Annotated in this window: 19 protein-coding genes; 10 read left to right on the top strand and 9 right to left on the bottom strand. The window is 66.2% G+C overall.

All coding sequences use genetic code 11. The annotated features are described in order from the left end of the window. Positions 1-59: 59 nt before the first annotated feature. Genes AC1DEZ_RS14770 through AC1DEZ_RS14760 form a run of 3 tightly spaced genes read left to right on the top strand, consistent with a single transcriptional unit; the run spans position 60 to position 2,887 of the window. On the top strand, positions 60-653 hold the full coding sequence (locus AC1DEZ_RS14770; RefSeq protein ID WP_441512340.1) for a hypothetical protein: 594 nt from the start codon (positions 60-62) through the stop codon (positions 651-653). After that, entirely contained in the window at positions 643-2,112 is a 1,470-nt protein-coding gene (locus AC1DEZ_RS14765; protein WP_441512339.1) for a hypothetical protein, read from the top strand. Before AC1DEZ_RS14770 ends, AC1DEZ_RS14765 begins: the two co-directional genes overlap by 11 nt. Before the next feature lie 10 nt (positions 2,113-2,122). Continuing rightward, positions 2,123-2,887, top strand: coding sequence for a hypothetical protein (locus AC1DEZ_RS14760; RefSeq protein ID WP_441512338.1), 765 nt, complete (start codon positions 2,123-2,125; stop codon positions 2,885-2,887). Positions 2,888-2,933: 46 nt separating this feature from the next. Here the strand turns inward: AC1DEZ_RS14760 and AC1DEZ_RS14755 are convergent, their stop codons facing one another. Then, positions 2,934-4,631, bottom strand: a complete 1,698-nt coding sequence (locus tag AC1DEZ_RS14755; protein ID WP_476779846.1) for a methyl-accepting chemotaxis protein — start codon at positions 4,629-4,631, stop codon at positions 2,934-2,936. Between the two features lie 233 nt (positions 4,632-4,864). Between AC1DEZ_RS14755 and solA the strand changes: the two genes are divergently transcribed. Further along, positions 4,865-6,004 carry an N-methyl-L-tryptophan oxidase gene (solA, locus tag AC1DEZ_RS14750; RefSeq protein ID WP_441512336.1) on the top strand — a complete coding sequence of 380 codons (1,140 nt, stop codon included), beginning with the start codon at positions 4,865-4,867 and terminating at the stop codon, positions 6,002-6,004. A 22-nt stretch (positions 6,005-6,026) separates the two neighbouring features. Beyond that, entirely contained in the window at positions 6,027-6,944 is a 918-nt protein-coding gene (locus AC1DEZ_RS14745; RefSeq protein ID WP_441512335.1) for a DMT family transporter, read from the top strand. Between the two features lie 51 nt (positions 6,945-6,995). Here AC1DEZ_RS14745 and AC1DEZ_RS14740 read toward each other — a convergent pair whose 3' ends face one another. Beyond that, entirely contained in the window at positions 6,996-7,862 is an 867-nt protein-coding gene (locus AC1DEZ_RS14740) for an NAD(P)-dependent oxidoreductase (protein ID WP_441512334.1), read from the bottom strand. A 134-nt stretch (positions 7,863-7,996) separates the two neighbouring features. Between AC1DEZ_RS14740 and map the strand changes: the two genes are divergently transcribed. Next, on the top strand, positions 7,997-8,749 hold the full coding sequence (gene map / locus AC1DEZ_RS14735) for a type I methionyl aminopeptidase (RefSeq protein ID WP_441512333.1): 753 nt from the start codon (positions 7,997-7,999) through the stop codon (positions 8,747-8,749). Between the two features lie 18 nt (positions 8,750-8,767). Here the strand turns inward: map and AC1DEZ_RS14730 are convergent, their stop codons facing one another. The 4 genes from AC1DEZ_RS14730 to AC1DEZ_RS14715 all read right to left on the bottom strand — a co-directional run bounded on the left by AC1DEZ_RS14730 (position 8,768) and on the right by AC1DEZ_RS14715 (position 12,467). Then, positions 8,768-9,484 carry an ABC transporter permease gene (locus AC1DEZ_RS14730; protein WP_441512332.1) on the bottom strand — a complete coding sequence of 239 codons (717 nt, stop codon included), beginning with the start codon at positions 9,482-9,484 and terminating at the stop codon, positions 8,768-8,770. Then, on the bottom strand, positions 9,481-10,209 hold the full coding sequence (locus AC1DEZ_RS14725) for an ABC transporter permease (RefSeq protein ID WP_441512331.1): 729 nt from the start codon (positions 10,207-10,209) through the stop codon (positions 9,481-9,483). The genes AC1DEZ_RS14730 and AC1DEZ_RS14725 overlap by 4 nt, the downstream gene beginning before the upstream one ends. Positions 10,210-10,283: 74 nt before the next feature. Continuing rightward, on the bottom strand, positions 10,284-11,057 hold the full coding sequence (locus AC1DEZ_RS14720) for a transporter substrate-binding domain-containing protein (protein ID WP_441512330.1): 774 nt from the start codon (positions 11,055-11,057) through the stop codon (positions 10,284-10,286). A gap of 207 nt (positions 11,058-11,264) precedes the next feature. Beyond that, a complete protein-coding gene (locus AC1DEZ_RS14715) occupies positions 11,265-12,467 on the bottom strand; it encodes an MFS transporter (RefSeq protein WP_476779845.1) in 1,203 nt (400 codons plus the stop codon). A 178-nt stretch (positions 12,468-12,645) separates the two neighbouring features. On the opposite strand from AC1DEZ_RS14715, the gene AC1DEZ_RS14710 reads away from it, so the two are divergent. After that, positions 12,646-13,320 (top strand): spermidine synthase, encoded by a 675-nt coding sequence (locus AC1DEZ_RS14710; RefSeq protein WP_441512328.1) that lies wholly within the window; start codon positions 12,646-12,648, stop codon positions 13,318-13,320. 37 nt (positions 13,321-13,357) lie between these two features. Here AC1DEZ_RS14710 and AC1DEZ_RS14705 read toward each other — a convergent pair whose 3' ends face one another. Genes AC1DEZ_RS14705 through AC1DEZ_RS14695 form a run of 3 tightly spaced genes read right to left on the bottom strand, consistent with a single transcriptional unit; the run spans position 13,358 to position 15,716 of the window. Next, positions 13,358-14,131, bottom strand: a complete 774-nt coding sequence (locus AC1DEZ_RS14705) for a hypothetical protein (RefSeq protein ID WP_476779844.1) — start codon at positions 14,129-14,131, stop codon at positions 13,358-13,360. Continuing rightward, on the bottom strand, positions 14,128-15,180 hold the full coding sequence (gene speB, locus AC1DEZ_RS14700; protein WP_441512326.1) for an agmatinase: 1,053 nt from the start codon (positions 15,178-15,180) through the stop codon (positions 14,128-14,130). Before speB ends, AC1DEZ_RS14705 begins: the two co-directional genes overlap by 4 nt. Before the next feature lie 23 nt (positions 15,181-15,203). Then, a complete protein-coding gene (locus tag AC1DEZ_RS14695; RefSeq protein ID WP_441512325.1) occupies positions 15,204-15,716 on the bottom strand; it encodes a GNAT family N-acetyltransferase in 513 nt (170 codons plus the stop codon). 188 nt (positions 15,717-15,904) lie between these two features. Here AC1DEZ_RS14695 and AC1DEZ_RS14690 point away from each other — a divergent pair, with 188 nt between their 5' ends. The 3 genes from AC1DEZ_RS14690 (at position 15,905) to AC1DEZ_RS14680 (ending at position 18,870) form a co-directional block, all read left to right on the top strand. Next, positions 15,905-16,990: a TRAP transporter substrate-binding protein gene (locus AC1DEZ_RS14690; protein WP_441512324.1), complete on the top strand. Its 1,086-nt coding sequence runs from the start codon at positions 15,905-15,907 to the stop codon at positions 16,988-16,990. Positions 16,991-17,228: 238 nt separating this feature from the next. Then, the gene (locus AC1DEZ_RS14685) at positions 17,229-18,323 is read left to right on the top strand and encodes a TRAP transporter substrate-binding protein (RefSeq protein WP_476779843.1); all 1,095 of its coding nucleotides are present in this window, start codon (positions 17,229-17,231) and stop codon (positions 18,321-18,323) included. Between the two features lie 163 nt (positions 18,324-18,486). Beyond that, positions 18,487-18,870 carry a porin family protein gene (locus AC1DEZ_RS14680; RefSeq protein WP_441512322.1) on the top strand — a complete coding sequence of 128 codons (384 nt, stop codon included), beginning with the start codon at positions 18,487-18,489 and terminating at the stop codon, positions 18,868-18,870. Positions 18,871-18,877: the final 7 nt, after the last annotated feature.

Raw genomic sequence — 18,877 nt, 5'->3', positions numbered from 1 at the left:
GCTTGACCGGCTGGGCGAATACCGGCACCGTCAGGCGACGGGTGGAGTTGCTGCGGGTCATGTTCAAGGCGATCGCAGGCCGCGTGAGAGCGGCCGCAAGCGCAATCATTGACGCCGTGAGGCAGACCCACGCCGCGCGTCTGGCCGTTATGGCCCTGCGGCTGCGGCGGCTCCTGCCTCTTCTTGCCATCCTCGTCGCGACCACCCTGCTCTTCTGCCTGTTCCTCGGCTGGTCCAGCGGGCGCAATGTCTTCGTTGCACTCGCGCCGGCATCGGCGACCTGGATCGGGGCCGGAATAGTGGGCGCCCTGGCGGGTCTGGTCGTGCTCGAACTCTGTGCGGCCTTCGCGATCACACTCATGACCGCCGCACTGCAGCTCGCCTACGACACCGGGCGGCACCGCGTGCGCGCCCTGCTTGTGATCGCCTGCACGATGGTGCTGGCGGGACTCGGCTGGCGGCTTTCGGCGCTCGATTCCGCAGGCTTGTCCCTCGTCGGCACCCTGCCGATGCTGGCCGGCGCGGGACTTGTCGCGCTGACGATGTGGTTCGAGCGGGCCTATCTGCGCCCGGCCTATCCCGGCTTCCGCGATTTCTGGATCGATGTCGTCGATGCCCGCCAGTTTCTGACGCGAGCCGCCCATGGCGAATGACAATGGCAGCACGGCCTCGCCCCATGGCATCACCCCGGCGATGACGGCGCACCATCTCGCTGAAGCGGTCAGGGCCGGCCACAACGGCGCAAGCGACGCAGTCGAGAACCTGCCCCCGGCCGACGCGACCATGCTGTCGCAGACCGAGCAGACGCTGATCGCCCGGGTGCGCGAACACCACACCATGCTGCGGCAGGAGGCAGCGGCGCGGCTCAACGCCATCCAGGCCGAGATCGTCAGCCGGCGGGAACTCTTCACGCAGCAACGCTTCGAGGGACGGGTGCGCGGTGTCGAGGCGACTATGCGGGCGATGCTCAACAAGCACGGCAGCGAGCTGGAGCAGCGCGTCTACGACGCGCTCCGCGCCAAGCGCGAATACGCGTTCTTCAACTACGAGAACAAGCGCCGCGCCGACCCCAAGCTCGACAAGTGGCAGTTCATCCTGTTCTTCCTCGTCGTGCCGCTGGTGATCGAGAGCCTGCTCAACGGCAATTTCTTTGCCGAAGCCAGCGATTTCGGCCTGGTCGGCGGCGCGGCCACCGCCGTCATCATCTCCGCGCTCAATATCGCGCTCGGCTTTTGCATGGGCATCGGCCCGGCGCGCTACTGCCAGCACGTCAAGAGCTCGCATCTGTTCTGGGCCCTGCCGGCCTATGCCGGGATGATCGCACTCATCGTGCTGTTCAACCTCGCGGTCGGCCATTACCGCGAGATGCTGATCGCCAATCCGGATGCGCGCTCGTTCCAGGTCATGCCGCGCGTGATGGAAAACCCCCTCGCGATCTATGACATCAAATCGGTCGCGCTGGTCATCATCGGCTGCCTCGTCGCCTTCGTCGCGGCGACGAAGGGCTATACCGCCTTCGGCACTTATCCTGGCCATGCCGCCGCCTATAAGCGCTGGCGCCAGCGCTGGAGCGCGGTCGAGGAAGAGCGGCGCCGGCTCGATGGCGAGTTGCTGCCGGAGCTGGAGGCGATCCGTACCCAGATCGACGGCTTCCGCGCCGATTGCCGCGACGAACTCGGCAAGCTGCAGGGCACGAAGGCGGCAGTCGAGAAGGCGCGGGACCTCTATCTCTCCCGCCTCGGCCAGCTGCGCGCGGCCAAGGACGCGGCGATGATGCAATATCGCGAAGCAAATCTTCGGGTCCGCACCGATCTGCCGCCAGCCTATTTCTCGCAATCGCTCAACCTCGCCGAGATCGACCAGCCCGGCGAGCTGCCGGAAATTGTCGCGGCGCGCCGGCAGATAGAGGATTTCGAGCAGCAGCTCACCAGCATGCCGGGGCTTATCGAGGCGAAGCTCAAGGACAGGCTGATGCTGCTGCGCGGCGTCGATCTCGCCGGCGAGATCGAGCAGGTGAAGCTGCGCGCGGCACAGGCGGGGCGCGAAGCCTTCGAGCGCGACGAGGCGGCCCAGAAGCAGGCGGCGGAGGATTTCGCCGCAATGCCACGCTAAAGGTCGGGGCATGAAGACCGAGAACCTGGCCATCGTCGCCTCCCTCCTCGCGGGCGTCGCGCTCGTTGGCTTCTTCGCGGCCCCTTCCCTGCTGCGCGGCCCGCCGCGCGACCAGGAGACGCTGTGCCCGAAGACCGGCCCGGTCGGCCATACGCTGATCCTCGTCGACAAGACCGATCCGTGGAGCGAGGTGCAGGCCGGACGGCTGAAGAAGCTGGTCAAGCAGATCGGCGACGAGCTGCCGGCCGAGCGCATGCTCTCGATCTACGTCTTCAACGACGTCTTCGAGCCCGGCTTCCCGGCCCTGATCTCGCTGTGCAACCCCGGCAAGACCGCAAGCGAGCTGATCGGCAATCCGCGCCGCGAATATGTGAAATGGGTCGAGAAATTCGGCCGCCCGCTCGACGATGCGTTGACCGTGCTGACACAGCCGGCGAAGGGCAACCAGTCTCCGATCGTCGAGGCCATCGGCGACGTGGTGTCGCGCCGCGAGAACCGCGTGCCGAATGGCGACCGCTCGCTCGTCCTCGTCTCGGACATGCTGCAGAACTCCGGGCAGTTCACCGTCTTCGGCAATGCCGCCGGCGCGCGCGACCCGGAGCGGCTGCGGCGCTTGCTCGATAAAGTCTGGCAGGATTCGGGTGCGAAGACGTGGACGCTCAGCATCCATCAGGTTCAGGGCGTCTACGACCCGAACCGGCTGGAGCAGACCGCCACGCTCTGGAAGCAGGCCTTTCAGAAGCTCAACATCGCGGTGACCTGGGACAGGCTGTAGCCTCGACCAAGCCGCCTGCCCTGCTTGGGCCGGCGCGTGGCGGGTTTCAGAGCCTGTAGGCCATCCGCACGCCGCCCCAATGGCGCCCGCGCACGCGCAGCGGCGCGTTGATCTCGCTCAGCGCCTCGCTGCTGCCATTCCCGAAGTCATGATGGCAGAGCTGGACCATGAACGGACGCACAGAGCGGCTCGCGCTGATGCCGGAACGGCTCTCGAGAATGCGCCGGTTGCGGGCATGAATCGCGTTCCAGGCCGGATCATGGCTGCGCGGCATCAGGGACGTCTCGGTGTGATGCACCGGCACATAGCCGTTGCGATCGCTCGGCACGGCAAAGACCAGACGCGGATCGCTCGCCAGCGCCCTCTCCAGGAGTGGCGGCAAGAGCGCTTCCAGCGCAGGCAGGCTCGGGCTCAGATATTGGAGCGGGTCACTCTCGGGAACCGGCGTGTAATCCGCCTCGAACAGGTCTTCTTCCGCCACAAGCCCCTTCTCGATCGCGGCTTCCATCACCGCGGCCACTTCGCGGGCAAAGTCCTGGGCGCGCTCGATGAGCGGCCGATAGGAACGCTCGATGTCCTCGATCATCTGCGCCAGCGCACCGCTGCCGGCGACTGCGTCCGGATCGAAAGCGAGGTGCAATCCCTGCTCGCTTTGCCCTGCCATCCGGCAAGGAAGCGGCGGCAGACCGTCAATGGTAAGCGTGCCCACGCCGCCGCCGAACCGGGCAGACTGCGCGTCGGCGAGAAGCGCGCCGCCGCGGCCAACATCGACGATGCGGCTCGACAGATCGATACCGCCGAGCATCAGCCGGGCACGGCGCGCGGTCGGAAAGCGATCGAAGCGCCGCCTGTCGGCAAAGGCAGAGTGCCGCAGGACCGGCTTGAAGCGCCGGAGCATGCGGCCGACCAGCCGGCTGCCCTTTTCGGAGGCGCGGCGCACCCGCTCACTCTCGGCCACCGTGGCATGCGCGATGCGATCGATTTCATCGGCGCGGCGTGCCACGCCCTCGACGAAAAGCGCCGCCTCCCGGGCATTGCGCGACAATTCCGCCGTCGAGGCCGCCTGCTCCTGTGAGGCCTCGCTGATCGTGCTCATGAGTGGATTGACGTCCCGCACGATCTGGAGCGCTTCGTTGACGCTGCCGGTCGAGCTCTGCGCTGCGTGGGTGAGCCGATCGACCCTGCTGCGGATGTGCTCGACGGCCTCGCTCACCGCGATGGAGAGCGTCTTCACCTCATGCGCGACGACACCGAACCCGCGCCCGGCCTCGCCGGCACGGGCCGCCTCGATGGCCGCATTGAGCGCCAGCAGATTGGTCTGGCGGGCGATCTCGGCAATGGAATCGACGATGCCGCGGATCTCGCCGGTCGCCTCGGCGAGCCCATCAAGCATCAAGGTGGCCTGGCCGGCGCGCGCGACGGCAGCGTCGAGCCGGTCGCGAACGCTGGCCATGGCGCTGTCGACCTGCTCGGCCGACTGCGAAATCTGCTGCGACGCCGCCGCAAGGACCGAAGCGTTCTCGCTCGCGGCGCCAACGGCCATACGCATGCTGCCGGCGCTCTCCAGAATGGTGCGCGAGCCGCTTTCGGAATCGGCCGACAGCTTCTCGACCTCGCCCAATTCCTTCGTGAGCCGATCCATCGCGAACAGGATATCGCGCTCGATATCATCAACCGCATCGCGGAGGGAGAGGTCGCGGGGGGCGATCTGTGGAGCCGACGCCTCTGCCGTCTCGGCCGTCATCGGCTCCGGTGAAGCCTCGCTGCCAGCTGGAGTTCGGGCGCTCAGCCAGCGTCGTATCCTGCCCTGCATCCCCAGCCCAGTCTCACCTAAGGTCAGCCCTGAATCGGTTATGGGTGGCGAGGGTTAACAAAAAGCTTCCTCGACGGCTGCACGGCGCCTGTGCCGCAGAAGCATTGGACCGTCTTCCCAGGCGCCTGTATGGCTTGGCCTTCCGCATCTGACGGGCACGAGCCATGAGCCAGCACAGCTATGACGTCATCGTCGCGGGGGTCGGCGCCATGGGGTCGGCGGCTTGCTGGCACCTCGCCCAGCGCGGTCTCAAGGTGCTGGGGCTCGAGCGGTTCGACCTCGGCCACGCCATGGGCTCCTCCCACGGCCTGACCCGGATCATCCGGCTCGCCTATTTCGAAGGCTCGCACTACGTCCCGATCGTGCGCAGGGCGCATGAGCTCTGGGCCGAGACCGGCAAGCAGGCGGGACTCAAGCTGCTGCATGTCACCGGCTCGCTCGATCTCGCGCCGAAGGGCGGCGGACCTGTCGAATCCTCGTTGCAATCCTGCCTCGACCACGGGCTGACGCATGAGGTTCTGGAGGGGGCCGAGGTGATGCGGCGCTTTCCCGGCTTCCAGCTGCCGGCAGGGCATATCGGCCTGTGGCAGCCGGATGGCGGCTTCGTCGCCTCCGAGAAGGCGATCTATGCCCATGTCGGCCTGGCGCAATCGCGCGGCGCCGACATCCGCACCAACGAACCGCTGCTGGACTGGACGCCGACCGCGCAAGGCGGCGTCATCGTGCGCACCGAGCGTGGAACCTATTCCGCCGGTCGCCTCGTCATCACCTCGGGCGGCTGGATCGCGGATGCGGTGCCGGCGCTGTCGCAGCGGGTCACCACCGTGAAGCAGGCGATCGGCTGGTTCACCACGCGCCGCCCCGAGCTTTTCCGCGAAGGCGCCTTCCCCGTGTTCATTCTCAGCGTCGAGGAAGGCAACTTCTACGGCTTCCCGCTCTATGAGCACCCCGGCTTCAAGCTCGGCGGGCCGCATTTCGGGCGCGAGCCGATGGATCCGCGCGAGCCGGACAGGACTCCGAGCGAGAACCAGGTCAGCCTCATTCGGGAGTGCCTCGCGCGCTACCTTCCCGATGCGGCGGGCGAGCCCTTGACGGTCAAGGGCTGCGTCTACACGGTTTCACCGGACGAGGATTTCATCATCGACACGGTGCCGGGCGTGCCGCAGGCCGTCTTCGCTTCGGCCTGCTCCGGCCATGGCTTCAAATTCGCCAGCGCTATCGGCGAAATCCTCGCCGATCTGTCGACCACCGGCCATTCACCCTTCGACCTCTCTCCCTTCTCGCTTTCCCGCTTCGCGGCCTGAGCCTTTCCGGCAGGATACCCCTTTGGCCAGCGCAGCCGAAAATCGCCGCGGCATCATCTTCATGCTCGCGGCCATGTCGCTCTTCGTCCTCAACGACACGCTGATGAAGCTGGCGCGCCAGACCTACCCGGCCGGTCAAGCCATCGCGCTGAGGACGGCTTTCGCGATCGTCGTCGGCTTCGGGCTTGTCTTCCTCGCCCGCGAGAGCGACCGCCTCGCCATGACCTTCAGGCCGCGCGTGCTGCTGCGCGGGGTCCTCGAGGCCCTCAGCGCGCTGACTTTCGGCTGGTCGCTCGGGCTGCTGCCGCTGGCCAACATCACCGCGATCAACATGGCCTCGCCACTGCTCATCGTCGCGCTTGCGGTGGTGCTGGGGATGGAACGCGTCGGCTGGCGGCGGACGACGGCGCTGACCGTCGGCTTCATCGGCGTGCTGTTCGTGGTGAAGCCGGGCGCGGCCTCCTTCAATTCCGCGGCGCTCGTCGCCCTGTTCAGCACCTTCCTCGTCGCCTGCCGCGATCTCGCGACCCGCACCATCGGCGATGACGTGCCCTCGACAGTCGTTTCGCTCACCACGACGGTCCTCGTCGGCGTCGCCGCCCTCGCCTACGGCCTGACCGAGCAATGGCTGCCGGTCTGGCGGCTCGAGACCGTCTATGTCGCCCTGGCTGCCGTTCTGGTCACAGTCGGCACCTTCTTCATCATCAGCGCGTTCCGCCGCACCGATGTCGGCGTGATCTCGCAGTACCGCTACGCCGTCATCGTCTTCGCGACACTGCTCGGCTATTTCGTCTGGGGCGACGTGCCCGATCTCTTCGCCTTCCTCGGCATCGGGCTGATCGTCGGCAGCGGGCTCTACGCGATGCACCGGCAGCGCGTGCGACCGGATTCCCGGCTGAAGCTCGACCGCCGCCCCGATCCTTCGAAAGAGGCCGCCTGACGGTGGACGGGCCGCGAGGGCCCGTCTCAGGTTTCCGGTGTCAGCGCCGCTTTACGGTTCCAGGCGAGCGATCAGGCTGGAGGTGTCCCAGCGATTGCCGCCCATCTTCTGCACCTCGGCGTAGAACTGATCGACCAGCGCGGTGACCGGCAGCTGTGCGCCATTGCGGCGGGCCTCGTCGAGGACGATGCCGAGGTCCTTGCGCATCCAGTCCACGGCGAAGCCGAAATCGAACTTGTTCTGGTTCATCGTCTTGCCGCGGTTCTCCATCTGCCAGGAGCCGGCGGCGCCCTTGGAAATCACCTCCAGCATGGTCTCGACGTCGAGCCCGGCGCGCTTGGCGAAATGCACGCCCTCGGACAGGCCCTGGACCAGGCCGGCGATGCAGATCTGGTTGACCATCTTGGTGAGCTGGCCGGAGCCGGCCGGGCCCATCAGGCGGCACATCCGGGCAAAGCTCGCGATGACCGGTTCGACGCGGGCGTAGGTCTCAGGCTCGCCGCCGCACATCACGGTCAGAACGCCGTTCTCGGCGCCAGCCTGGCCGCCCGAGACGGGCGCGTCGACGAAGCCGAAGCCGCCAAGCTTTGACGCCTCGTAGAGCTCCCGCGCGACATTGGCCGAGGCGGTGGTGTGGTCGACGAAAACAGCCCCCTTCTCCATGCCCGCGAAGGCGCCGTCCTCTCCTGTCGTCACCGAGCGCAAATCGTCATCGTTGCCGACGCAGGCGAAGACGATCTCCTGACCTTTCGCAGCATCGGCCGGTGTCGCTGCGGACAAGCCGCCATGCTGGGCGACCCAGGCCTGCGCCTTCGTCGGGTTGCGGTTGTAGACGGTGACCTCATGGCCCTTGGCCTTGAGATGGCCCGCCATGGGATATCCCATCACGCCGAGACCGATGAACGCGACTTTGGCCATGAGCAGCTCCCGCTCCTTTTTGAAGACTGAAACGCTTTAGCGCGCCGTTGCCGGTCCGGGAAGACGGATGCGCGCCAGCCCTCCATGCGGCATTTTCCGTTGCAGCCGGGAGACTGGCGGCTTAGCTGCGGTCCATGACCATATCGAACGACGACGAATTGCAGGCCCTCAAGGAGATCGGCGGCATCGTGGCTCGCGCGCTTGCAGCCATGGGCAAGGCTCTGGAGCCCGGCATGACCACTGCGGAACTCGACGCGATCGGGCGCGATTTCCTCGAGCGGCACGGCGCATGCCCGGCCCCCGAACTGGCCTACGGCTTCCCTGGCGCGACCTGCATCAGTGTCAACGAGGAGATCGCCCACGGCATTCCCGGCGAGCGGCGCATCCTCGCGGGCGATCTCGTCAATATCGACGTCTCGGCGGAGAAGGACGGCTTCTTCGGCGATACCGGAGCCTCGTTCGCCGTGCCGCCGGTCAAGCCGAAGGTCGAGCGGCTGTGCCGCGACGGCCGGCGCGCGCTATGGGCCGGCATCGGACAGGTCGGCGCCGGCAAGCCGCTCGCCGGCATCGGCCAAGCCGTGGGGCGCTTCGCGGACAAGAACGGCTATACGCTCGTGCGCAACCTGGCGAGCCACGGCGTCGGCCGCTCGCTGCACGAGGAGCCGACGGAGATTGCGACCTGGCCCGACCGGCGCGAACGCCGGACCATGACGAACGGGCTCGTCTTCACCGTCGAGCCGTTCCTCTCGCTGGGCGCGGACTGGGCGGAACAAGGGGATGGCGATCGCTGGACGCTCTACAGCGATCCCCGCGCGCCAACCGTCCAGTACGAGCACACCGTGGTCGCGACACCGCGCGGCGCCGTCGTCCTGACCCTGCCGGGCTGAAGCCAGGCTACGGCCGGCTCAGCGTAGCGAGAGATGCCGGCTGAGCCGCAATTCGACCCTGTCCCAGACGCGCCGGATGATCTCTACCAGCACAAGATAGATCAGCGCCGCATAGAGATAGATCGACAGGTCGAAGGAGCGGGCGAAGGCGAGCCGCGTCGCGCCCATGAGGTCGAAGAGCGTGACCAGCGAGGCGATGGCGCTCGCCTTGATCATCACGATCAGCTCGTTGCCGAGCGGACGCAGCGCCAGGATCATCGCCTGCGGCATGATTACGAGACGCAGCGTCGCCCAGCGGTGCAGGCCGAGCGAGAGCGCCCCCTCGAACTGCCCGCGCGGGATGGATTGGATCGCGCCGCGCAGGATCTCGGCCTGATAGGCGGCCGTGTTGATCGTGAAGGTGAGAAGCGCGCAATAGAACGGGTCGCGAAAGAACCACCACAGGCCGACATCCTGCCAGAACAGCCGGAACTGACCGAGGCCGTAATAGACGAGGAAAAGCTGGCAGAGCAGCGGCGTGCCCCGAAAGAAGGTGGTGTAGCCGCTCACCAGCTTGCCGATCCAGGGCGCCCCGTAAAGCCTCGCGACCGCAAGGCCGAAAGCCATGACGAAGCCGAGCAGCACCGAGAAGAAGACCAGCTCGACCGTGATCCAGAGGCCGGACGCCATCCGGCAGCCGTAGTTCTGCAGGACTTCGCTACCGACGAACCAGCCGGGGTATTCGCACCAGTTCATCGCGTCGCGCCCCCGAAGGCCGCAAAGCCGCGATTGGCGCGCCTTTCCAGCCCGTCGATCGTCCGGGCAGAGATAAGCGAGAAGAAGAGGTAGATCATCATCGCCGCGCCGAAGAACAGGAAGGGTTCCTTGGTCACGACATTGGCGCGGGTCGTGATGAACATGATGTCCGGCAGGGTGATGACCGAGACCAGCGAAGTCTCCTTGAGCAGCACCATCCAGTTGTTGCCGAGGCCGGGCAGCGCCACACGGACAAGCTGCGGCAGCACGACAAGCCGGAAGGCCTGGCCCTTGCTCAAGCCGAGCGCCGCGGCAGCCTCGCGCTGGCCCTTCTGGATCGAGTTCAGCGCACCGACCCAGACCTCGCTGGAGAAAGCCGAGAGCACGACGCCGAGCGCGACCATGCCCGCAACAAAGGGGGGCATGCTGAAGGAACCGGGCAGGCCGAGGCTCTGCCAGAGCTGCTGAAGCAGGATCTGGATGCCGAAATAGATGATGTAGAGCGTGAGCAGCTCGGGCACGCCGCGAAAGACGGTGGTGTAGAGCGTGGAGATCCAGCGCAGCAGCGCGTTGTCGGAGCGCTTGCCGAGCGCGACGATCAGCCCCAGCGCAAGGCCGAAAGGCAGCGTCGCCAGCGCGATCGAGATCGTGACGGCGGCGCCCTGCAGCAGGGCCCAGCCCCAGCCTTCGGGGCCGAAGCCGAGCAGCGCGAATTTATCGAGCATGAAGATGCCGGGGCAGGAGAAGCTTATGCCCGCCGGCCCAGCCGGGCCGGCGGGAACGGTTCAGGACAGCCGGCTCAGTCGTATTTGAACCACTTGTCCTCGAGCTTCTTGTGCGAGCCGTCGGCCATGGTCTCGGCGATGGCCTTGCTGATCTTCTCCTTGAGCTCCGGGTCCGACTTGCGCACGGCGCCGCCGACGCCGGGGCCATGGATGGCGTCGTCGCGCTTCACCTCGGCGATCTTGCGGCAGCAATCCTTGCCCTTGCCCCGAAGGAAGTCGGACAGCGCGAGCGCGTCGGCGACGATGTAGTCGAGACGGCCGTTGAGCAGGTCGAGATTCGCTTCTTCCTGCGTCGGGTAGAGGCGAATGTCGGAGTCCTTGTAGAACTTCTCGAGATAGTTGGCGTGAATGGTCGAGCCCTGGGTGCCGACCGACTTGCCCTTGAGCGCGGCCGGCGAGATGTCGTCCGACTTGGTGCTCTTCGGCCCGATCGCCCAGATCGGCGTCTTGCTGTAGACCGCGGTGAAGTCGACCCGCTTCTTGCGCTCGTCGGTGGCGTTCATGCCGGCGAAGATGACGTCATACTTGTTGGCGAGCAGCGCCGGGATGATGCCATCCCAATCCTGCACCACCCAGGTGCATTTCACCTTCATCTTCTCGCAGAGCAGGTTGCCGTAATCGATCTCGAAGCCCTCGAGCTCCTTCTTGGCGTTCAGATTGTTGTAGGGCGGATAGGCGCCTTCGGTGCCGATCCGAATCTCCTTCCACTCCTTGGCCTGGGCGAGAGCGCCTGTCGCACCAGCCAGCGTCAGCGCCGCAGCAGCGACGAAACGAACGAAACCCTTCATGAAACCTCCCGCAGTTTCGAGGCCGCCGGATTTACCCTTGTCCCCGGTCCGACCCCGCTGCGACAGATTGGGCGCAGTTTCGCCTTACCCGCAAGAGGGTGCCCCGCAGCTTTTGACGGCCGGCACCGCCCAAAGGGCTGGCAACGAGGTCAATACTGCCAAAGGAGAAGACTGGCGTTGTGCGGGAGGCCCGACGGGCCGCGCGTTTCAGCGACGAGCGTCGATGACCGCCACGATCCAGATCGCAAGGCCGCCCAGCGCAAGCGCCGCACCGACCCAGCCGGTCGAGGTCCAGCCATAGCCAGCAGCGATCGCCATGCCGCCGAGCCAAGGGCCGAGCGCATTGGCGGTGTTGAAGGCGCTGTGGTTGAGCGCGGCGGCCAGCGTCTGCGCGTCCTCGGCGACATCCATCAGGCGCGTCTGCAGCATGGCACCGAGACCGCCGCCGCTGCCGATCATGAAGACGACCAGCGACACCGCCCAGATATTGCCGGAAGCGAAGGGGAAAGCCGCGAGCCAGAAAGCGCTCCAGAGCAAGAGGCCGGCAGTTGCCGGAACCAGCGCCCGGTCTGCCGCCCAGCCGGCGAAGAGCGTGCCGAGTGTCAGTCCAAGCCCGAAGACGGCGAGCACGACCGGCACAAGCGCGGGCGAAGCACCGGTCACCGCCATCAGGGTCGAGGCGAGATAGGCGTAGACCGCGAAGAGTCCGCCGAAACCGATCGCGCCGGTGGCGAGCGTGAGCCAGACCTGCCGACGCTTCAGCGCGCCGAGCTCCCGCAGCGGGCTCGCGCCCGGTTGCACCCTGTCGCGCGGCGCATAGAGCCCGATCAGCAGGACCGTCAGCAGGGCCAGCCCCGCGACGATGGCGAAGCCAGAGCGCCAGCCCAGGACCTGCCCCATCCAGCTCGCGGCGGGAACGCCGAGAATCGTCGCGATCGTCAGGCCAAGCATGACCCGCGCGACCGACTGCGCCCGCCGGTTCGGCGGCGAGAGCGAAGCGGCGACCAATGCCGCGACGCCGAAGTAGGCGCCGTGCGGCAGGCCGCTGAGGAAGCGGAAGGCCAGCATCCAGTGATAGTTCGGCGCCATAGCACTCAGGCCGTTGCCGATCGCGAAGACGGTCATCAGGCCGATCAGCAGCGTACGGCGCGGCACCCGCGCCGCCAGCACGGCAATCAGCGGCGCGCCGACCACGACGCCCAGCGCATAGATGCTGATGACATGCCCTGCCGTGGGTTCGTCGATGCCGAGGCCGGCCGAGAAATAGGGCAGCAGGCTCATCGCCGCGAATTCGGTCGTGCCGATCGCGAAACCGCCCATGGCGAGCGCGAACAGCACCAGCCCGACCGGCGTCGAGCGAATGGCGGACGTGCCTGCGTTCAGGCTGCGATCATGCGCGGCAAGGCTCATAAGTGGCTTTCGAAGGGATGGGCGCGCGATGCTGCGCCGCAACATGGAATAGCCATTCCGACACGCCATAGCAGCAGCGAAAACGACGCGGCCCCATGCACTGAGGGCATGGAAATCCGACCGATACGCTGCGGACGCGCGCAGCTATAAGGCGGGTTCAGACACAGGTGAGAGCAACGTGATTCCCTGGACGGTCCTCGACAGCGCGCCCCTGCCCGATGGCAGCGGAGATCTGCGCCTCAAGCAGCGGGGCAGCGAGTTCTCGATCATGCTGGGCAGCAACGAGCTGATGAACAGCCGTCTCAGCGGCTCGGAGGAGGCGCTGGCGAAGCTGGTCTGCGAGCGGCTGGGCCAGCGCCCCGGAATCCGAATGCTGATCGGCGGACTCGGGATGGGATTCACATTACGGGCCGCCCTCACCCATCTGCCGCCGGATGCAGAGGTCGAGGTGGCCGAACTGATCCCCGCCGTCGTCGACTGGGCGCGCGGGCCGATGGCGGCGGTCTTCGCCGGCTGCCTGGACGATCCGCGCACCCAACTGACCGTTGCCGACGTGGCCGGCGTCATCACCAACGCCAGGGGCCGCTACGACGCGATCCTGCTCGATGTCGACAATGGGCCGGAAGGGCTGACAGTCGCCGGCAATGACCGGCTCTATGCGGCAGGAGGGTTGCACGCCGCCAAGGAGGCGCTGCGGCCGGGCGGCATCCTCGCAATCTGGTCATCGGGCCCGGACCACGGCTTCACCCGGCGCCTGCGCAGCGCAGGCTTCGCCACCGAGGAGATCACGGCACGCGCCCGCCGCACGGGCGGCGGGGCGCGGCATGTGATCTGGCTGGCGGCGCGGCGCTAGCGATACCGAAGAACGGCCGGGATACCGGCCGATCTCCTCAGTTGAGCCGGCAGAGCCCGTCGCAGGGCGCCGCCGAAACGGTCTGGATGAATTCGCCAACCGCCTTCTGCGCATCCGGCTTCAGGACGGGCTGAGCCGCCTGCAAAGACGCGATCAGCGCCTGCCGATCCGGGGGCGCGATGCCAGCGGCGATATCGGCCGCGTTCTCGGCAAGGCTGCGTGCGATCAAGAGCTGATTCTGAGGCTTCAACGCCGGATTGCGCAGCGCCAGCGCCGCTCCGGTGACGATCTGCTGCAGGCCTAGGCGCATTTGCCGGATGCCCTGAAAGCGAGCATCGGTCTTCTCGTCGGCCTGCAGATGCGCGCCGAAATTGTTGATCGCCTGCAGCGACGCGGCGACAGCCTTCAGCAGGAAGACATGGGTCCGCGTCAACTCGTCTTGGTACTCGGCGACGTTCTTGGCCGTGTCCGGCGGCTTCCGGTCGGCCGAGAACAGGGTATAGGCCTGCAGGATTCTCGTCTGCTTCTGGACGATGTTCAGCAACGCCGGGATATCGGCGCCCGTATAGGGCTTCTTGCCGAGGATGGCCTGCTCGTCCCAGACGTCAGCCAGCACCTTGCCTTCGACGGGATCGGCCAGGCGCGGCAGGCTCGGCTGGCTCTCCGACGCCTTCATCATCGTCTCGACCGACGCGGCGGCGGCGTCCATATAGGCCGATCCGTTCTGCGGCACCTCGGCGCGCGCTGCGAACCCCAGGAGACAGGCCCCGCCCAGGGCGGCGAGCCGTGCGATCGAACCGAACCTCGTCATGGTCTTCCTTTTCCTGCGGCGCGAGCCTCAGCCAGAAGGCAGAGCTCGGTGAAGAGAACCTGCGCCGCGCATTGCGCCGTGTTGCTGGTCGCATCGTATTGCGGCGCGACCTCGACGACATCAGCCGCCACGATGTCGCGCCCCTTGAGCGCGCGCAAAATCGCCAGTGCCTCGCGCGGCGTCAAGCCGCCAACTTCGGGCGTGCCGGTGCCGGGCGCAAAACCGGGGTCGAGCGAGTCGACATCGAAGGAGACATAGGTCGGCCCGTCGCCGATCACGGCCAACGCCTTGGCGATCACCGCATCAAGACCGAGATCGTCGACTTCATTGGCATGGATCACGGTCATGCCGGACTCGTAGGAGAACTCCCACAGATATTCGGCGCCGCCGCGGATGCCGATCTGGATCACGCGCTCGGGGTCGAGCACGCCATCCAGCACCGCCTGGCGAAACGGGCCGCCATGATGGAACTTCGAGCCCTCATAGGGGCCGGACGTGTCGCAATGGGCGTCGATATGCACCATGCCGACCGGGCGCTTCGCTCCCACGGCCTTGAGGATCGAATAGGTGATGGAGTGATCGCCGCCCACCGCCAGCGGCGAGACGCCGGCCTCGACGATCGTCCGGAAGGTCGCCTCTATATCCTCATGGCAGCTTTCGAGCGAATAGCGCGAACGGAACGGCACGTCACCGACATCGGCGGCCTTGATCATGGTGAAGGGCGCCGTGCCGAGCGCATGATCCATGGGGCCCATCCGCTCGATGGCACGGACAGCGCGCGGGCCGAGGCGGGCGCCGGCCCGGTTGGTCACGCCCAGATCCATCGGCACGCCGATGATCGCGACATCGAGGCCGCCGATATCGGGCTTGGCGAGGGCGTCCGGGCGATAGGGCGCACCGACGAAGGTCGCGACATCGGCGAAGGGCCATTTGCGCCTGTCGCCGGTGAACTGGCCTGCCGCGACCTTGGCGAAGCGCGGATCGTGAATGTCGCCGCCGCTGGCGCCGGCATAGCGCTGCCTGAGCCGGTTGAGCCTGTCCTGATCCATGCCTGCCTCCTCGCGGACTTGCCTCAGCCCGGAATGCGCTCGAGCATCAGCACCGTGTGGTCCTGATATTCGACCTGTCCGAAGCCCTTGTAGCCGAGCTTTTGCGCGACGCGTAGGGAAGCAACGTTCTCGGGCGCGATGATGCAGACGCTGCGCCGTGCGCCATGGGTCGCCGCAAACCAGCCGTGAGCGGCAGCCGCCGCTTCGCTTGCATAGCCCTTGCCGTGAGCCTCTGCGGCCAAAATCCAACCGGCCTCGGGGGCATTGTCGAACTGCGGGGACAGCCCACGGCAACCGTCGAACAGGCCGATCTCGCCGACGAAGGCGCTGCTGTGTCTCTCGACCGCCACAAACATGCCGTATCCGCGCAGAGCCCAATGGCCGGCGATGCGGGTCAACCGATGCCAGGCCTCCTCCCGGCTGAGCGCCCGGCCGCCGAGGTAGCGAACGACATCCGGGTCGCTGCGCATCGCGTGGATCGCATCGAGATCATCGATCTCAGGGCGGCGCAGCCGCAGGTTTTCAGTCTCGATCATGGCCGCTTTAAGCATCGCCGCGGGAGCGAGCCAAGAGATGCATCGGAACTAGCCGAAAGTCGCAAGAATCGTCGATGAAATCCCTCGCGCTTCGAAAATCCATTCGCTACAACGCGTTTCGGAACGTCGGGCGACAGAACCCCTTTCGAAACGCCCGCACCCCCTGAATGTCCGAGGAGAATCGCTAGATGAAGCGTCGTCAGTTTATTCAGACCGCGGCTGCCGGCGCCGCGGCCAGCGCTGTGGCCATGCCTGCGGTTGCGCAGTCCAATCCCGAGGTGAAGTGGCGCCTGGCCTCGAGCTTCCCGAAGTCGCTCGATACGATCTATGCCGGCGCCGAGATCATGGCCAAGATGGTCTCCGAGCTGACCGACGGAAAGTTCCAGATCCAGGTCTTCGCCGCCGGCGAAATCGTCCCGGCCCTGCAGGCTCTCGACGCCGTCACGAACAACACCGTCGAGATGTGCCACACCGTCTCGTATTACTATGTCGGCAAGGATCCGACCTTCGCGATCCCCGCCTCGGTGCCGTTCGGCCTCAACGCCCGCATGCAGAACGCCTGGCTGTTCCAGCATGGCGGCAACGAGCTGTTCAACGAATTCTACAAGAAGTTCAACGCCTACGGCCTTCCCTGCGGCAATACCGGCGCGCAGATGGGCGGCTGGTTCCGCAAGGAAATCAAGTCGACCACCGATCTCCAAGGCCTGAAGATGCGCATCGGCGGCATCGCCGGCTCGGTGCTGCAGAAGCTCGGCGTCGTGCCGCAGCAGCTCGGCGGCGGCGACATCTACCCGGCGCTCGAGAAGGGCACCATCGACGGCGCCGAGTGGGTCGGTCCCTATGACGACGAGAAGCTCGGCTTCGCCAAGGTCGCGCCGTACTATTACTATCCGGGCTTCTGGGAGGGTGGACCGACCGTCCACGCCTTCGTGAACCTCGAGAAGTGGAACTCGCTGCCGAAGACCTATCAGGCCGCGCTCACCGCCGCCTGCACCTATGCGAACACCCAGATGGCGGCACGCTATGATGTCGTGAATCCGCCGGCGCTGAAGCGACTGGTTGCGGCCGGCACGCAGCTGCGCCCCTTCCCGCAGGACGTGCTGGAAGCGAGCCTCAAGGCCTCGAACGAGCTCTATTCCGAAATTTCGGCGAAGAACCCGGACTTCAAGAAGGCGATCGAGACCATGGCCGCGTTCCGTTCCGACCAGTATCTCTGGTGGCAGGTGGCGGAGCTGAGCTTCGACGTCTTCCAGGTGCGCACGCGCGCACGCTGAACGGCGGACGCCAAATCGTTGTTTCGAAGGCCCGGCATCACGCCGGGCCTTTTTTATTTGGCTGGTTGCCGCGGCGAGCGATCCATTGCGGATTATCGGCCCTGCCCCGCAATCCATGACGAAATTGCATGATTGCCATGCAAATACATCTTGCGCCGACAACCAGACCTGCTTTGCTGGCGTGCGTCAGCAACGACCGGAAAACCGGCGTGCATGCCTCTGAGGGAGAGCAAACTGGATGAAGCGTCGTCTATTCCTGAAGACCGCAGCAATCGGGGCAGCTGCGGGAACTATCGCGAGCCCGGCCATTGCGCAGCCGATGCCGGAGATCAAATGGCGGATCACCTCGTCCTTCCCGAAATCGCTCGATACGATCTACGGCGCCTCGGAAGTTCTGGCCAAGGCCGTTTCAGAAGCGACTGACGGCAATTTTCAAATTCAGGTTTTCGCAGCTGGCGAGATCGTGCCGGCTCTGCAGGCGGCGGATGCCGTGACGAACGGCACCGTCGAGATGTGCCACACCGCCTCCTACTACTATGTCGGAAAAGACCCGACCTTCGCCTTCGGCACGGCCGTGCCGTTCGGACTCAATTCCCGCCAGCAGAACGCCTGGTTTTACCATGGCGGCGGTATGGATTTGCTGAACGAGTTCTACAAGAAGGCGAACATCTACGCCCTGCCCGGTGGCAATACCGGCTGCCAGATGGGTGGGTGGTTCCGCAAGGAGATCAAGACCGYYGCCGACCTGCAGGGCGTGAAGATGCGCATCGGGGGCTTTGCCGGGCAGGTGATGAGCAAGCTCGGCGTCGTGCCGCAACAGATCGGCGGCGGGGATATCTACCCGGCGCTGGAGAAGGGAACCATCGACGCGGCGGAGTGGGTCGGCCCCGCCGATGACGAGAAGCTCGGCTTCAACAAGGTTGCGCCCTATTACTACTATCCCGGCTGGTGGGAGGGCGGAGCCTCGCTCCACTTCTTCATCAACACGCCGAAGTGGAACGAACTGCCGAAGGTCTACAAGTCGCTGCTCACGACAGCCGCCGCCCAGGCGAATATCGACATGCAGGCGAAGTACGACGCCCGCAATCCGGCCGCGCTCAAGCGCCTTGTCGCCGCCGGCGCGCAACTGCGCCCGTTTTCGCAGGAGATCCTCGAAGCCTGCCTGAAGGCATCGAAGGAAGTCTACGCGGAAACCAGCGCCAAGAATCCGGACTTCAAGAAGATCTACGATTCGATGTCGGCCTTCCGCGGCGACCAATATCTGTGGTTCCAGATCGCGGAATACACCTACGACAACTTCCTGATCCGCTCGCGCGTTTCGAACCTGCTCTGACCCAACGGAGCTTCCAGCGCGAGCGACACTTGCCCCGGCGCAAGCCGGGGTTTTTCATCGCATTGCGCCAAGCCACTCCCGCGGCAGCGCGCGCCATGCTAGACGGGATGCCATAGCCGTGCCTTGCTTTAGGGTTAGCAGGCATCGTCGCTCGGAAATCGCCATGCCCCGCACCGTCCTCGCCCTGCTCCTGACCTGCCTTGCGACCGCTGCCACAGCGCAATCGCTCGGCGAGCCCTTGCCGGGGCGCGCCGCTCCTCGCGAATCCTTCAGCAAACCCGCCCCCGCGGCCAGCAAGGGCGCCCGCCCCTGCCCCGAATACGGCGCCGGCTTCGTCCGCCTCGAAGGCTCCTCCCTCTGCGTCCGGGCCGGCGGCTCGGTCCGCGCCGAATTCGGGAAGAGCTCGCGCAACGGTTATGGCAGCCGCGCGGACGGGATGGCCTATCTCGAAAGCCGTGGCCAGACCGCCCTCGGGCCTGTCCGCTCGGTCCTCAGCGTTCGCGGCGGGGTCGATCGCGGCCTGGATTCCGGGCCGTTCCGCTACTGATCTCTTT

This window comes from Allobosea sp. 10L422, assembly GCF_056395345.1.
This window is presented reverse-complemented; position numbering and strand designations above follow the sequence as displayed.

Coding starts and splice junctions, on each gene's coding strand:
- AC1DEZ_RS14770 (WP_441512340.1), top strand. CDS start 60: ATGTTCAAGGCGATCGCAGGCCGCGTGAGAGCGGCCGCAAGCGCAATC.
- AC1DEZ_RS14765 (WP_441512339.1), top strand. CDS start 643: ATGGCGAATGACAATGGCAGCACGGCCTCGCCCCATGGCATCACCCCG.
- AC1DEZ_RS14760 (WP_441512338.1), top strand. CDS start 2,123: ATGAAGACCGAGAACCTGGCCATCGTCGCCTCCCTCCTCGCGGGCGTC.
- AC1DEZ_RS14755 (WP_476779846.1), bottom strand. CDS start 4,631: ATGACGGCCGAGACGGCAGAGGCGTCGGCTCCACAGATCGCCCCCCGC.
- solA (WP_441512336.1), top strand. CDS start 4,865: ATGAGCCAGCACAGCTATGACGTCATCGTCGCGGGGGTCGGCGCCATG.
- AC1DEZ_RS14740 (WP_441512334.1), bottom strand. CDS start 7,862: ATGGCCAAAGTCGCGTTCATCGGTCTCGGCGTGATGGGATATCCCATG.
- map (WP_441512333.1), top strand. CDS start 7,997: ATGACCATATCGAACGACGACGAATTGCAGGCCCTCAAGGAGATCGGC.
- AC1DEZ_RS14730 (WP_441512332.1), bottom strand. CDS start 9,484: ATGAACTGGTGCGAATACCCCGGCTGGTTCGTCGGTAGCGAAGTCCTG.
- AC1DEZ_RS14725 (WP_441512331.1), bottom strand. CDS start 10,209: ATGCTCGATAAATTCGCGCTGCTCGGCTTCGGCCCCGAAGGCTGGGGC.
- AC1DEZ_RS14720 (WP_441512330.1), bottom strand. CDS start 11,057: ATGAAGGGTTTCGTTCGTTTCGTCGCTGCTGCGGCGCTGACGCTGGCT.
- AC1DEZ_RS14715 (WP_476779845.1), bottom strand. CDS start 12,467: ATGAGCCTTGCCGCGCATGATCGCAGCCTGAACGCAGGCACGTCCGCC.
- AC1DEZ_RS14705 (WP_476779844.1), bottom strand. CDS start 14,131: ATGACGAGGTTCGGTTCGATCGCACGGCTCGCCGCCCTGGGCGGGGCC.
- speB (WP_441512326.1), bottom strand. CDS start 15,180: ATGGATCAGGACAGGCTCAACCGGCTCAGGCAGCGCTATGCCGGCGCC.
- AC1DEZ_RS14695 (WP_441512325.1), bottom strand. CDS start 15,716: ATGATCGAGACTGAAAACCTGCGGCTGCGCCGCCCTGAGATCGATGAT.
- AC1DEZ_RS14690 (WP_441512324.1), top strand. CDS start 15,905: ATGAAGCGTCGTCAGTTTATTCAGACCGCGGCTGCCGGCGCCGCGGCC.
- AC1DEZ_RS14680 (WP_441512322.1), top strand. CDS start 18,487: ATGCCCCGCACCGTCCTCGCCCTGCTCCTGACCTGCCTTGCGACCGCT.